This window comes from Listeria sp. MAN/IMW/UF555 (assembly GCF_058684075.1).
The window spans coordinates 495,664-511,025 of record NZ_JBZWZS010000002.1; the positions used below are offsets into that span (position 1 = coordinate 495,664).

The following is a 15,362-nucleotide window of genomic DNA, read 5'->3' on the forward strand; positions in this document are numbered from 1 at the left end:
TCCCTATTAAGATTTTCTAACTGTATTCGTTAAAGTGCCAATTTTATCAATTGTAATTTCCACTGTATCTCCGTCTTGTAAAAAGGTCGGAGGATTCATCCCGCTCCCTACACCACTTGGAGTCCCCGTTGCAATTATATCTCCTGGAAGTAAAGTATGACCTTTTGATAAATCAGAGATAATTTTCGCTAAATTGAAAATGAATTTTTCTGTAGAATCAGATTGTCTTACTTCACCGTTTACTTTTGTTTCAATATGGAAAATCGTTTCTTCATTAGGTTGATATTCAAGTACATACGGCCCAATTGGACAACTAGCATCAAGGCTCTTCCCAATATAAAATTGTTTATGTTTTTTCTGCAAATCTCTAGCTGTAATATCGTTCAAAATAGTAAACCCAAAAACAGATGATAAAGCTTCACTTTCAGATACATCTCTAATTTGTTCTCCAATTATAACCGCTAGTTCGCCTTCGTAATCTAGTTTTTTTGTTATATCTTGATGCAACTCAATCTCGCCATGATGTGGCAATAAGCTATTCGTACTTTTGGTGAAAACGAGAATATGTTCAGGCACATCCTCTTTACTTCCCATTTCTAATACATGATTATAATAATTTTTTCCCACTGCGATAATATTGTTAGGGGGCATAAAAGGTATTTGGATTTCTACATCTGCTAGGTCAATACTTTCCTTTGTCATCTTTATGTCCTGAACAGCAGGCTTTTCTTTAATAACATCTAATAAAGTAGCTGGCGGATCTTGAAAGATAGCTTGTGCAGGAATAATTTTATTTTCATTTACTAAAGCACCGTAATTATGTTGCCCTTTATAAGAATAGCTTAACCATTTCATTTAAATACCTTCCTCTATGTTTATTTGGCAAATATGTTGTCCGTCGAAAAAATATAAATATGCATGAGAAACTTTTTTCCTACTAATTGCTTGAATAGCTTCCGCATAAAGTTTAATTTGAATTTGATACCGTTCCTTCATAACTTTCTCAGCGGCTTCCCAGTTATCATATCGTCCTTCAATTTTATCTGTCTTGTAATCGATTAAAATAATGGAGTCTTCTTCCTCAATCATGCTATCAACAACACCTTGAATGAGCACGTGTTCATCAAGATTTGTTTGATTGTATAATTTTGCTGCAGGAAGTAAGTAACTGAATGGAACTTCACGCTTCACTTTATCTTTTTTCTGCAAAACGGTTTTTCCTAGAGCTGATTCAAAGAACGCAATAATTTGATTAACATTGATAGCTTTAATTTGAGCTTCTGTAAGAATATCTTTTTCTCTCATTAATTGTAATAATGAGACTAAATCTTTTTCAGTCGGTTTATCATCTAAGGGCACAGCTTGCATTAATGTATGCATTGCCGTACCAATTTCCGTAGCAGACAATTTATTTTGTTGCAAAAATTTAGGTCGGTCTAAAGATACTTTTTGGAATTCTTTTAGGATAGATGTATCACTCCAACTATCTTGCAAAGAGAATTGTCTTTTAAGCTCTGTCACAGACTGCTTAGCACGAATTTCAGTGGCTTCCTTATCTTTATATTGGTAATGCATAAAACGCTCAATTTCATCCTTATATGGACTTTTAACTGGCACTTGCTTATGTGCTTTTACATTCTCCATCCAGTTATCTGATTTTTCCTTTTCCAAGTCATCAGTTAGGAACATTTCTTTCGTTTTAATTTCAACTTGAAGCTTCATATTAGTTGGCAGTGTTTTAATCTTTTCTTCGCACAATAATTCTTTAAAATGGCTGTGGCGGATTGTAGCATTTCCAATCCAATCTAAATAACACTTCGCTTTTGCTCGAATTGCTGCGGGTAAAATAGTTTCTTGTTGGTTACTTACTTGTAACCAATTTTTACTTGTTTTTTCAAAATCTGGAACAGTTGCAGTTAAAATTAGTTTTTCTTCCGCACGAGTAAGTGCAACGTATAAAACACGCATTTCTTCCGCAATCATTTCTCGGGATTTTTTTTGCTTAATCGCTTGTTGCATGATAGTTGGATAGACAATCATCTTTTCTATATCTCGATAATTAGAAGCAAAACCATAGTCTTTGTCTAAAAGTGTTTTACTATAAATGTCACGCATATTAAATTTTCTACTTAATCCTGAAACTATAACTACCGGAAACTCCAAACCTTTACTTGCATGAATCGTCATCATACGCACAACATCTTCTTTTTCACCTAGCGTTTTTGCTGTACCTAGATCATCTCCACGAACTTCTAATCGCTCAACAAAACGCACAAAACGGAATAACCCTCGGAAAGAAGTTTTTTCATATTGATTCGCACGATCATACAAAGCGCGTAAATTAGCCTGACGTTGTTTCCCGCCTGGTAACCCGCCTACAAATTCATAGAAGTTTGTTTCTTGATAGATTTGCCAAATTAAGGCAGTCAAATTTTCCCGAATAGACAGTTCACGCCAATTGTTTAATTGTGTTATAAAACGACTAATTTTATTTGCGGCATCCGAAACCGTAATATCTTTATAGGCTAGCATCGCATCAAAAAAATAGCCTTTTTTCTTCGCCATCCGAATTTGTCCTAATTCTTCTTCATTTAAACCGATTATTGGAGAACGTAGAACTGCTGCTAGTGGAATATCTTGATATGGATTATCGATTACTTTCATTAGTGCAATCATTGTTGCTACTTCTGTCGTTTCGAAATAACCAGAATTATTATTGGCATAGAAAGGTATATCTTTTATTTTCATTGCTTCTTCCATATCTGGAGCACTCGTCATAGCTCTTGCTAGAATAACAATATCTCTGTATTGAATGGGTCTATTTTGTTGTAACTTTTTATCATAAATTGGGAACTTATTATCTATCATTTCTCTAATTTTTGTCGCAATAGCTCTTGATTCAACTTGATTTTTTTGCAACTCTTGTGGCGATAATTCATCCTCAGATTCTTTTTCTTCTGATTTCATATCAATTAACAAAAGTTCTGTTGCCATATTGTTAGCTTCAGGAAAACTAGCCCCTAAAGTTAACTCAGCCGCCTCATCATAATCGATTTCAGCAATATGCTTATCCATCAACTGATGAAAAATAAAGTTAGTAGCATCAAGAACTTCTTTCCTACTTCTAAAGTTTTGAGATAAATCTATTCGTATTCCGCTGCCTTCTCCGTCTTGCTGATATTCTTGATACTTTGCCATGAACAAAGTTGGTTCCGCTAGTCGAAAGCGATAAATCGATTGCTTTACATCCCCAACCATAAACAAGTTTCCTTTTGTATCATTCGAATTAGTGACAAGCAAAAGAATAGTTTCTTGTACCATATTAGTATCTTGATATTCATCAATCAATACTTCTTTGAACTGTTTTTTATAACTATTTGCCACGTCAGAAGGGGCGCCATTTTTCAAGAGTATTTTTAAAGCTAAATGCTCTAAGTCATTAAAGTCTAATACCCCACGTTGTTGCTTTTCCTCAAAAAAGTTTTCAGCAAATTTTTTCACTAATTCGCTTAACGTTTTAATATCTGGTTTCATTTTTTCTAAATCAGTTAAATAATTTTCTTCTTCTCTTGAAAACCAATCTACTAAAACATTTTTCACTTCTTTTTTTGCAGCATCACGGAATTTCTTTGCTTCTTCTACATATTCTTCGTCAAAATCAGCTTTATTTTTAAGGGCAGGTATTCGTTTGAAATCAATGCTCTCAAAGCCAAATTTCACATCTTGCCAATTATCCCAGCTAATACTTGATAAAGTGTTAATTTGTGCTAAATCATTTTCTAGTGTGCTTAAATAAGGTGCTGGTCCATTATTTTCATTTGCATAATCTATCGCACTTAGCAGGTAACTTTTAGCTTGGTTAATTCTAAGTTGAATATCTTCTTTAATAATTGGAAAATAGGGTAATTCTGTGATAGAAGTAATCGCCTGTGTATCGTAGAAACTTACCATTTGTTCTAACCATAAATCAGGGTTTGGATTTGCTCTAGAGAAATCATAAAGTTTCGAGATTAGCGTATGCAACTCAGCATCAGATCTATCCCCAGTAAACGATTCAACTAGATGAAAAAAGTCCTCATTATTTTCTATACTATATTCTTTTTCTAACAGATCCTCTAAAACTTCATCGCGAATCATACTGCTTTCGATGGGTTCAATCAAACGGAAATTAGGATCAATGTCGGCTTCAAAATAATGTTTTCGAATGATTTCCAAACAAAATGAATGCAAAGTCGATATGGAGGCATAGTTTAGTAAGGCGACTTGTTTTTTCAAATGTGCAGATTCCGGATTTTGCACTAATGCTTCTTCTAAACTTTTACCTATTCTATACTTCATTTCTGCAGCTGAAGCATTGGTAAAAGTTACAATTAACAATTCATCAACGTTTAGATTTTCTGTTTCATTTATTAGTTTTTCAATGATTCTTGTAACTAAAACAGCTGTCTTACCAGAGCCCGCAGCAGCTGCTACAAGAATATTGTTCCCATTTGCTTGGATGGCTTTCCACTGGTCATCAGTCCATAAAGCATCTTCTGGTTTGCTTGGTATATTTAAGCTCATACTACTGCGTCCCTCCTTCTATATCCATTTTTGTTAAAATCGTCTCTGTTTTTTCATTTGTTAAATGTCTATATTGATTACTCGTTAAAGATGGGTCAAATCCACAAAATGAACGAAATCCACAAAATTGACAAGGTGTTTTTTCTTTTAATTTATAAGGATTAATGGACACAGCTCCATCTAGTATTTTATTTCCTGCTTCCTGATATTTTTGCCTTACAAATCGGCGCATTTTATCAAACTCTTCTTTTGTCGCAGTTCTGGAACGCGCACTTAACTCTCCGTTTTGCTTAATTTCAGCTGGAATAATATTAGAAGCCTTTCCTTTTTCCAGGTTTGTATCCATAAGCGAAACAGCCACAGGATCCGATAAAATTAAGCCTTTCATTTTGGAACTTTTTTGCAGTTCTCGAGCAATTGCTTCATCACTCAATTCTTTCTCTGCTTGGACATATTGATTATGCATATGAAAGTACAGAACCCCAGCAGGCTCAGCAGTTTTACCTATCATTTTTTGCGCATTTGTTACAACTATGTCTAAGTAAGTCAGCATTTGAAGAGCCAACCCGTAATATACTTCAGTAAGAGCCAAATCATGTGAACTAGATTTATAATCAATGATTCGAAGGAAAGTACGATCATCTTGTTCAGCTGCATCAATTCTATCAATACGTCCTTGTAAAAGAAGTTCGCTATCTGATTGTAATGGAATTTTTAAAGGCGGAATATCTCCTTTCAAACCAAAATCCACCTCTAAACCAATTGGACGAAACGCACTGCTTTTCGCTTGTTCGTTTAAAACCGTAGTAGCTCTTGTAATAATTTGGAGTAGTTTATATTGAATATATTCCATCCGTTTTGAACTTAATAAAATTTCATGTTGAATCTTCGGAGCTAAAAATGTCATCGCAAGTTTAGCCATTTGCCGACATTCTTCTTCCGTTAAATTACCCCAATCTCGGTTAGTTCGTTTTAATTCAGCGGAAATCCATTCCATTGCCCCGTGGAAAATTTCTCCCATGTCTACAGCTTGTAGCTTATAATGAGCTCTTTCTTCTAATTTCAAGCCATATTGCGCAAAGTGTTGAAACTCACAACTAAAAAACTTCTCCATCCTCGAAACACTCGCATGAATATTTTCACCAAATAGGTTTTTAGCAGTTGTTTCTTTGAGTGGTTTGGTTTTATTTTCATAATAAAGGCTAGAAAGTACTTGTTTTGCTGCCTCGGATTCTTTGCTATCTTCAAAATAACTATTATAAGCATCCCACCATACATTTGATAAAGGATAGCCACGTTTATACATTTGTAATTGGCTTGTTAATAAGCCCAGTGTAGCTTGTTTAGAACGAATATAACTACTTTGTTCATTATCATTCAGTAAACTTGGGTCAGTTAAATAAACAGATTCATTTAAATTTTTGAATTGGCCTTTTATTTTTCTTAGATAATTCGACTCGCTAAGAACTTTCCCTTCTTCATCTGCAGCTGGATAACTAAGAAATAATTTGTCGCTTGGCAAACTCATTATTTTATAGGCTAATAAATCTTCTTCACCAATGTTATTTTTAGCAGATGGCTTTAAATTGCTATTTTCTACTCGCAAAGAATCGCGATCTTGATCTGACAAAATCCCTTTATCTTTTTGACGTAGTGGCATTACGCCATCATTCATTCCAATCGCAAAAATAACTTTCATGTTAAGCAACTTTGCATTTTCCATATCAGCTAAAACTACTTGATCTAAAGAAGGTGGTAGCAAAGAAAATTCTAGCGCATCCAAGCCCGTCGTAATTATTTCAGAAAAACTATTAACATCTAATTCTTCCTCACCTAAAACTTCTACAAATTCATCTAGCAGTTCTGATATTGAACTCCAAGCTTGTTCATGTTCTCTAGCAAGTTCCAAATAACCATTTTCTTCTGCCACTTGTCTCCATGATTCTAAATGTTCTACAGCTTTAACTTGCTCCAAATAATGATATAGAGCCATGGCGAACTCTATGCCAGTTTTTGCTTTTGTTATATTATTTTCTAATGTTGAAAGAGGCTCAACAATAAGATTCCTCATTTCATTAATAACACTTTGGGTTGCTAATTCTTCATCTGTTTGTGGCAAGACATTGGTAGAAAGCCCTCGAATTTTACGGTAAATCCAATCGCCTTCTTTTTCCCATTTCCACTTATTTTGAATGCCGTTTTCGAGCACATAATTTTCAAGTATATCAGCTTTTCTTCTCATAATAGTCGCATTTTCAGCCACATCAAAGAAAAATTCTGTTTTAACTGCTTGGAAAATCGGCTCATATTTCCAATTAAATAAAATTGCATCAATACTAGAACGAATAAATTCAATAAATGGGTGTTTAGCCATTGCTCGTTTTTTGTCTATAAAAATAGGAATGTCAAATGACTCCATTACTGTTTCACATAAAATATCATAATCACTGATGTTTCTAGTCAAAATCGCTATATCTCGGTATCTATAGCCGTTTAATGCTAATTGCCGAATTTCGCGGGCAACACCTTCCATCTCAGCACGCCTATTATTAGCTTGATGGATGGTTAAATCATTTGCTTCCCCTTCATATGACGAGTATTTATTATCTCCCCAAGCGTTGGCTAAAAAGGCTAATGAGTCAGAGTTAGCTCGTTTGTTTTCTAAAAGAATTTTCTCTGGTTCCACTTGAATTTTATTTAATTTAGCCAGCTCTAATAAAGCAAAGTATGCTTCAGCGCTCGCTTTAAACATACTGAATTCTTCCAAACATTTATGAATTTCAGGCACGTTTAAAGTTAACGATACTGTTACTTTATCGCATTTTTGCATAAGCTTTTCTATTACTGTTAACTCTTGTTTTGAAAAAGAAGTAAATCCATCAATAATTATTTCCGTTTGATTTAAATAATCACTCTCAATAATCTTATCTGCTAACAGTCTCAAATAATCTTCATTTTCAAGGAATTTTCCTGCTAATAATTCTTCATATTTTTGATAAATAAGTGAAATGTCATGTACTTTGCTAGATACACTTGTAGATAAATTTGCCGCACTCTTCTCTAATTCATCTACAGAAATTTCTTCTTGTTTCATTTCTTTAAATAACTTAGCCAGCTCTGAATAAAAGCCTTTTTTTGAAGTAGCTCTAGAGAAAATTTTCAACTTATCTTTTTGATCTAAAGCAGCTTTTCGAATAACCATCTCAATACCTGTTTGACTCAAAAAAGTTTTAGATAAGCCACCAGTTTCTTGAAGTATTTTCCAAGCAAGCCTACTAAAACTAAAAATCTGTGTCCCTAGCATTCCTGCCAAGTTTTGTTTATTTAAAAAGCTTGTTTCCATTTGAAACGTCATTTGATCAGGGACGATAAAAATATACGTCTTAGAAGTTTTTTTGATTTTTTCGCCTACTTCATCCATCAAATGAGTAGTTTTACCTGTTCCTGCTTTACCAGCAATTATTTGAAGTGTCATACCCTCACCACCGAACATATGTTTTTATTTAGTTTACCATATTTGAGCAATCTGTCCATAACTTTTTTCGAGGCTTTTTTTTCGTGAAAATTTATAAAACAGCTCAAAAAAACTAAGATAGCTCTTACTATCTTAGTTTTTCATATATTCTACTCAAAAGCCAGCATTTCCTGTTGGATTTTATTCATTTTTTCTGTTAGCTGCATAAATTTCGCTTTGTTCCTATTATCGAGAGCTTTATCAATTTCAGCTCTAAGTTGTTCTAATTTTCTCTCTTCTAGGAGCATCGTCAGGAAGCATTCGATAAAAACATTTGTTAATTCTTTTTCTCCTTTAAGGACACCCACTTGATTCATCAATGAATTAGAAAAATCACGCATTTCCACGACTACCACTCCTCCACTCATATTTATTACAATTTCGAAAAACTGTAACATGGCAAGAAAAAACAGAAAACGGCTTGAAAATACAACTTTACGAAAATCTAATGACTTGTAAATTACCATGTGCTATAATGACAAAAAATAACTCATAACTTACTTTGATGCTTCGTCGTTATTTGAAATTTTGTGCATTACGCAATAATTTCAGATTACTTCTTAGACATAAATACAAACATAGAGGAGTTGAATGAAATGAAAAAAGAACAAATTAGTACTCAGTTTTATGAAGTAAATCCCCACACAATGATTATTTTTCCAAAAAAATCTGGAAGTATAGTCTATTCAGAAATTTATGAAGTTGATTCTCATTATACTTCTAAATTTACCCCATTTGAGTTAATTAAAACCAGCTGTAACTTTTTCGGATCGAGTTATGATGGACGTAAAGAGGGAACAAAGCATCTAATAGGTGTCACTCATAAGCCGCCTATTATTATTGACCCTGTTACTTCTACCTATGTATTCCCTACTGTCGCGCCAAGTTCAACAGATTGTATTTGGATTTTTCCACAGCATATTAAGGATTATCATGCAATTGGATATAACCATACGTTGATAAAGTTTTCTAATTTACAGACTTTTGAAATTGATATGTCGTTAGCCTCTTTTAATAACCAAATTGCTAGAACCTCCATGCTACATATGAAGTTCTCACAAAAAATGCGAACAATGGAGAGCAATTTCCCTTCTATGAATATGTTTTTTCCTCCAGCTACACTCGCCGCTGAATCCAGGCGTTATTATAACACTATGCTCTCTGAAAAAGACGATTCAAAAGACCCGGAACAATAAAATTAAAAACCAGATATACACATTGTATATCTGGTTTCCTTCTTAAATTATTTCTTATTCTCAATCGCATCTGCAATTCGTTTTAACATTAATAATTCTTCTTCTGAATATGTATAAGGCAATTCCAGATACCATTTCTCAAGCTCTGGGTTTCCAATTAAAGGAAAAGCATTTACTGAATTTTTTTCCCGTAAACCCGCTACATCATCTAATAAAAAATCTGTTGTAGTCCCAAGAATTTCTGCTAATTTAGCCAAAATAAAGATTGGCGGTCGGTGGTTATCATTTTCATATTTACTGATAGTTGAAGCTGTAGTTCCAATTTTTGCCGCTAATTGTTTTTGAGTTAATCTATTTTTCTTTCGTAAATGAATTAATTTTTCTCCAAATTCCAATACGCCCACCTCTCTTCCTTTTCATTATAGCAATTTTTTAGGAAGAATTCGAGAAATCACATAAAAAGAAATCGCCTTTTTAATTTCAAAAGACGATTCCTCTCTATTATACTGTTGGTTTTTTGCGTAATACTCCGATTAATGCTGCACTTATTATAGTTCCAATCACGATTGCGATAAGGTAGAACCACGGTTGAGATACTAAGAAGATAACAAAAACGCCTCCGTGTGGTGCTAATACTTTAATATTTAAAAACATAACAATTGCCCCAGTTATTGCACTTCCTGCGATAAAACTTGGAATCATTCGAAGTGGATCTGCTGCTGCAAATGGGATGGCACCTTCTGTAATGAATGACGCGCCTAAAATAGAGTTCGTTAGCCCTGCATCACGTTCTTGCGCAGTAAATTTGTTTCTAAAAACAAGAGTTGCTACGAATGTTGCTAGCGGTGGCACCATACCAGCAGCCATTGTAGCCGCCATAATCGCGCTACCACCTGTTGCAACGCTTGCTGCAAGCGTTCCAGTTGCAAAAATGTAAGCCGCTTTGTTAATTGGTCCACCTAAGTCTGCAGCCATCATTGCTCCTAAAAGTAATCCTAGAATAACCGCATTTGTTCCACTTAGACTATTTAAGAAGTCATTTAACCATGTATTTAATGCACTCATTGGCACGTTTAATAGTAACATCAATAGTCCAACAATTAGTACAGATAGCACTGGATAAAATAGTACTACTTTAATTCCAGCTAAAGTTTTTGGTAATTTTTTCAACATAACTTTAATTAACTCAACTGCATAACCAGCAAGAAAACCACCTACTAAAGCACCAAGGAAACCTGCTCCACCAACAGATGCAACTCCACCTGCTACGAAACCAGCTACAAGACCTGGTCTATCTGATATACTGTATGCGATATAACCCGCGAACACTGGAAGCATAAATCCGAATGCAACATCACCAATTTGTTTTAATAATGCTGGAATTTCGTTATATGATCCTAATTTTGCAAGTTGATCTTGTGGTACACCTAGAATTTGATCAAGCATAAATGCGATTGCAATTGCGATCCCGCCACCAATTACAAATGGTAACATATGAGAAACGCCGCTCATTAAATGTTTATAAATTTGTTGACCAATGGAAAGGCCATCTGTACTTTCTGTTGCTTCGCTACCCGATTCTGCTTTATAAACTGGTGCATTCCCTGAGATAGCTTCTTTAATAAGCTCTTCTGGTTTATGAATTCCTGCTGCAACTGGTTTTGCAATTAAATGTTTTCCATCAAAACGAGGCATATCAACTTGTACATCAGCTGCGATGATAACTCCATCAGCCTCAGCAATTTCTTTATCAGTTAAGCGATTTTCTACTCCTCTTGAACCATTTGTTTCTACTTTAATTCGAACGCCTAATTTGTTTGCTGTTTCTTGTAACTTTTCTGCAGCCATATAGGTATGTGCAATACCAGTTGGACAAGCAGTAACCGCGACAACAGTTTTGCCAGTATCATTAGAAGATGTAGGAGCAACAACTGTTTCTTCTGCATCACCTTGCTCGTTGTTGAAGAGAGTGATTACTTCGTCTGGTGTTTTTGCATCTTTTAACGATTGAACAAATGCTGGATGAACTAATAATCTTGAAAGTGCTGCCAGCGTCTCTAAGTGAGTTGCATTTGCACCATCTGGAGCCGCAATCATAAAGAACAAATGAGCAGGTTGACCATCTAAGGAGTTATAATCTAATCCTTTTTCACTTTTCGCAAAGACTACAGTTGGTTCATTAACTGCTTTTGTTTTTGCATGTGGCATTGCAATTCCTTCGCCAACTCCAGTAGAGCTTTGGGCTTCACGGTTCATTATCGCTTCTTTAAAAAGTACCTCGTCATTAATTTTCCCGTTGCTTTTAAGTGAAGCAATCATTTCATCAATGGCAGCTTCTTTTGTTGTAGCTTGTAATGACATAATCATAACGTCTTTGCTGAGTAAGTCTGTAATTCTCATTTTAGTGCCTCCCTGTTATTTTAGTTATCTTCACTTGCGGTAATAATTCATTAATTAAATCTTTTTCTGCTAAATCTGTTGAAAATGCTGTTGCGCCCCCAGTTGCAACGCCTGCAGCAAATGATTTAACTGGATCGTTAGTTTTATCGAAAGTTCCAACGAATCCAGCAATCATTGAGTCACCAGCTCCAACTGAATTTTTAAGTTCTCCTTTTAAGGCATCAGCGAAATAAACATCTTCTCCTGTAAAAAGTAGAGCTCCGTCGCCAGCCATGGATACGATTACATGTTGTGCGCCTAATTCTAGACATTTCTTTCCATATGGAATGAGATCTTCTACGCTATCTAACTTAACACCAAATAGTTCTGCCAGTTCGTGGTGATTTGGTTTAATAAGGATTGGACGATTTGGTAATGCATCTAGTAGTTCTTGTCCAGTCGTATCAATCATGAAGTTAGCTTGTTTTTCTTTACAGATTTGGATTATTTTATCGTAGAAATCATTTCCTAGTGAAGGTGGTACACTTCCAGATAGAATAACGATGTCACCAGCAGTTACCTTATCCATCACTTCTAAAAATTCTTTGATTTCTTTTTCAGAGATTGCTGGTCCTAAACCATTAATTTCTGTTTCTTCTCCGTGTTTTAGTTTGATATTAATACGAGTATCATCTTTTACTGTTACAAAGCCAGTTTGTATGCCTTCATTTTTAAGCCAGTCTTTGATAAATCCACCTGTAAATCCGCCTAAAAACCCTGTAGCAAGGCTCGGTACATTCAATTGATTTAGAACTCTGCTGACGTTGATACCTTTGCCACCAGGTAATTTATAATCTTGTTTCATGCGATTAAGTTCGCCAAGTTTTAGTTGGTCGATTTGCACAATATAATCAATTGAAGGGTTTAAAGTAATTGTATAAATCATTTTTCTACCTCGATTATTTTAGTTTTTTGGATAAAGGATTTTCTTACTTCTGAAGGAATATAGTCTGTTACAATAGTAGCTTCATCTATTGAAAACATTTTTGAAAAATTAACTTCATTGAATTTCGTATGGTCTGCTACAACAAAAACGCGATCAGCACGCTCTTTGGCAGCACGTTTTACAAATGCTTCTTCCATATCTGGTGTCGTATAGCCATGCTCCGGATGCATAGCGTTAGTTCCAATAAAAGCTTTGTCAAAATGATAATTTTTAATATTATCCAAGGCAACTGCGCCAATAATTGCTTTTGTATGCACTTTCATTTTGCCACCTAAAAGATAAGCATCAATATTTTGACGAACTAGTTCTTCAATATGGGTTAGTCCATTTGTAACTACAGTAATATTTCGATTTGCTAAGTGAGTAATTAATTCCAGTGTCGTGGAGCCTGCATCTAAATAGATACAATCATTTTCTTCCACTAAACTAGCGCAATATGCTGCGATTTCTTTTTTACTTTGAATGTTTTTGAATGATTTCTCATTCATGCTTGGTTCTTGGTTATGAGAAATAACAAGTTTTGCACCACCGTGTACACGTTCGATTAATCCTTGTTCCTCTAATTCGATTAAATCACGACGAATAGTTGACTCCGAGGTATCTAGCCCTTCAACTAATTCTTGTAATTTAATAACACCAAGCTTTTCAATACTCTCCATAATAAGTTGTTTTCGCTCTGCATTTAACATTCTTACTCCTCCATCCAAAGTTAGTTTATCATCTTTATCTTTCAAAATCAACCGTTTTCATCCAAAAACATTCATTTATAATCAAATTCATTCATATTATATCATGATAACCGCCGAAAACCTTCAAAATAGTTCAGATAGTTGTTTTCTTATACACTTTTTATTTTTAGCAGTATACTTAATTAGAAGCAATGTTCTATAGAGGAGGAATAAAAATGAGTACTGAAATAACGTTTGATCAATTAGAAAGTTTTTCCAAAAAATGGCGTGAAAATCCTGATAAGTTGGTTTTCCAAGCTAGCATTATGAAAAATGGGATTAAAGCAGCAACAGAAAATCCTGTATCAAAAGCAACAGTACAACCGGTTTTTTCTCATGAGGTTCATACAGATAAAGTTTCCAACCAACAGCAAAGTGGAAGATGTTGGATGTTTGCAGCATTAAATACGTTTCGACATAAATTAAATGGGACACTTGGTCTAAAAGATTTTGAGTTGTCGCAGAACTATACTAACTTTTGGGATAAATTAGAGAAAGCTAATTATTTTTTAGAGAACATTATTGAAACAGCGAATGAAGATGAGGATAGCCGATTAATTTCATGGTTACTTGATACACCTCAACAAGATGGCGGTCAGTGGGATATGCTTGTTTCGATCATTGAAAAATATGGGGTTGTTCCGAAATCTGCTATGCCTGAAACTTTTCAAAGTAGTAAGTCTGCGGATTTAAATCACCTATTAAATGAAAAACTTCGTACGGATGCAGTTATTTTAAGAAAAGCTGTTAAAGAGCAGAAAGATACTGCTGGATTGAAGGAAGAAATGCTTGCTGAAGTTTACCAGCTTTTAGTTATGACTCTGGGTGAACCGCCGAAAGTGTTTGATTTTGAATATCGAAATAAAGACAATGAGTTTAAACAAGATTTACAAATTACGCCTAAAGAATTTTATAAACGCTATGTAGATATGGATTTGAAGGATTATATCCCGCTTATTAATGCGCCAACTAAAGATAAACCCTTTAATCAAGCATTTACAGTCGATTATTTAGGAAATATTGTAAATGGGACACCTATTAAGTATTTGAATGTGGAAATGAATGTATTAAAAAAAGCCGCCGCAGATCAAATCAAAGACGGTGAGACTGTTTGGTTCGGTTGTGATGTAGGTCAGCTTTCAGAACGAACTACTGGTATTATGGATACAGATATTTTCTTGCTAAATCAGGCTTTTGGATTTAAAACAGCTATGACGAAAGCAGAACGCCTCGATTATAAACATAGTATGCTCACTCACGCGATGGTTCTAACTGGGGTTAACATTGCTAATAATGAAGTTAATCGTTGGAAAGTGGAAAATAGTTGGGGAGAAAAGATTGGTAACAATGGATATTTTGTTGCTAGTGATGCTTGGATGGATGAGTTTACATTCCAAGTGGTTGTCCATAAAAAATATTTATCTAAAGAATTGATTGAAGCATTTAGTAATGAGCCAATTGCGCTAAAACCTTGGGATCCAATGGGCTCGCTTGCACTTTAAATTGTAAATTCTGAGATGATTTTGATTCCATTCATTTGAAAAAGAGCTGCTGCTACGCCGGTACCATCTTTTATTTTTCCAGAGAAGGTGCCGTCGTAAATAGCACAGCTTCCACAAGAAGGACTTTTTTCCTTCATAATTATTTGAGTAATACCGAGTTCTTTCATTTTAGTCAAAGTTAAACTCGCTCCGTTTTTATATTCTTCTGTTACATCTATTCCTTGATTATCCATTACTTTAGCGCGACCTAGCCAGACGTCTTTACCATCTCCACCTACTATTTCAGCTGGATTTCTTGGTATTTCCAAACCACCTGAAACTTCAGGACAAAAAGGAATCGCCTCTCCGTTTTCAACCATTTGTTTTATTTTGGTAATTTCTTTATCTTTCCCGTCATATCTACAGGCAATTCCTGCCAAACAAGCGCTTACGGCAATCATTTATATTCCTCCTTTATTTTTAAATTTATTTTAA

General features: G+C 34.7%; 11 protein-coding genes. 2 read left to right on the forward strand and 9 right to left on the reverse strand.

Annotated features, from left to right (window positions below):
- Nucleotides 1–6 precede the first annotated feature (6 nt).
- The 4 genes from AC4PG8_RS09585 to AC4PG8_RS09600 all read right to left on the reverse strand — a co-directional run bounded on the left by AC4PG8_RS09585 (nt 7) and on the right by AC4PG8_RS09600 (nt 8,544).
- Nucleotides 7–855, reverse strand: a complete 849-nt coding sequence (locus tag AC4PG8_RS09585) for a fumarylacetoacetate hydrolase family protein (protein WP_070753845.1) — start codon at nt 853–855, stop codon at nt 7–9.
- The gene (gene addA / locus AC4PG8_RS09590; RefSeq protein ID WP_492170291.1) at nt 856–4,563 is read right to left on the reverse strand and encodes a helicase-exonuclease AddAB subunit AddA; all 3,708 of its coding nucleotides are present in this window, start codon (nt 4,561–4,563) and stop codon (nt 856–858) included. It abuts the gene before it with no gap.
- 1 nt (nt 4,564) lies between these two features.
- On the reverse strand, nt 4,565–8,038 hold the full coding sequence (gene addB / locus AC4PG8_RS09595; RefSeq protein WP_492170292.1) for a helicase-exonuclease AddAB subunit AddB: 3,474 nt from the start codon (nt 8,036–8,038) through the stop codon (nt 4,565–4,567).
- Nucleotides 8,039–8,187: 149 nt separating this feature from the next.
- A complete protein-coding gene (locus AC4PG8_RS09600; protein ID WP_077904838.1) occupies nt 8,188–8,544 on the reverse strand; it encodes an IDEAL domain-containing protein in 357 nt (118 codons plus the stop codon).
- 129 nt (nt 8,545–8,673) lie between these two features.
- Here AC4PG8_RS09600 and AC4PG8_RS09605 point away from each other — a divergent pair, with 129 nt between their 5' ends.
- Nucleotides 8,674–9,273 (forward strand): competence protein ComK, encoded by a 600-nt coding sequence (locus tag AC4PG8_RS09605; RefSeq protein WP_003763662.1) that lies wholly within the window; start codon nt 8,674–8,676, stop codon nt 9,271–9,273.
- Nucleotides 9,274–9,320: 47 nt separating this feature from the next.
- Here the strand turns inward: AC4PG8_RS09605 and AC4PG8_RS09610 are convergent, their stop codons facing one another.
- The 4 genes from AC4PG8_RS09610 to AC4PG8_RS09625 all read right to left on the reverse strand — a co-directional run bounded on the left by AC4PG8_RS09610 (nt 9,321) and on the right by AC4PG8_RS09625 (nt 13,347).
- On the reverse strand, nt 9,321–9,668 hold the full coding sequence (locus AC4PG8_RS09610; RefSeq protein ID WP_003749261.1) for a helix-turn-helix domain-containing protein: 348 nt from the start codon (nt 9,666–9,668) through the stop codon (nt 9,321–9,323).
- Between the two features lie 106 nt (nt 9,669–9,774).
- Nucleotides 9,775–11,673: a PTS fructose transporter subunit IIABC gene (locus AC4PG8_RS09615; RefSeq protein WP_492170293.1), complete on the reverse strand. Its 1,899-nt coding sequence runs from the start codon at nt 11,671–11,673 to the stop codon at nt 9,775–9,777.
- Between the two features lies 1 nt (nt 11,674).
- Nucleotides 11,675–12,598 (reverse strand): 1-phosphofructokinase, encoded by a 924-nt coding sequence (gene pfkB, locus AC4PG8_RS09620; RefSeq protein ID WP_045553976.1) that lies wholly within the window; start codon nt 12,596–12,598, stop codon nt 11,675–11,677.
- Nucleotides 12,595–13,347 carry a DeoR/GlpR family DNA-binding transcription regulator gene (locus tag AC4PG8_RS09625; protein WP_010991186.1) on the reverse strand — a complete coding sequence of 251 codons (753 nt, stop codon included), beginning with the start codon at nt 13,345–13,347 and terminating at the stop codon, nt 12,595–12,597. Before AC4PG8_RS09625 ends, pfkB begins: the two co-directional genes overlap by 4 nt.
- Before the next feature lie 215 nt (nt 13,348–13,562).
- On the opposite strand from AC4PG8_RS09625, the gene pepC reads away from it, so the two are divergent.
- Nucleotides 13,563–14,888, forward strand: a complete 1,326-nt coding sequence (gene pepC / locus AC4PG8_RS09630; protein WP_492170294.1) for an aminopeptidase C — start codon at nt 13,563–13,565, stop codon at nt 14,886–14,888.
- On the opposite strand, the gene AC4PG8_RS09635 is transcribed toward pepC, so the two are convergent.
- Entirely contained in the window at nt 14,885–15,328 is a 444-nt protein-coding gene (locus AC4PG8_RS09635) for a 2-thiouracil desulfurase family protein (protein WP_492170295.1), read from the reverse strand. The two genes, pepC and AC4PG8_RS09635, sit on opposite strands and share 4 nt — an antisense overlap.
- Nucleotides 15,329–15,362 lie beyond the last annotated feature (34 nt).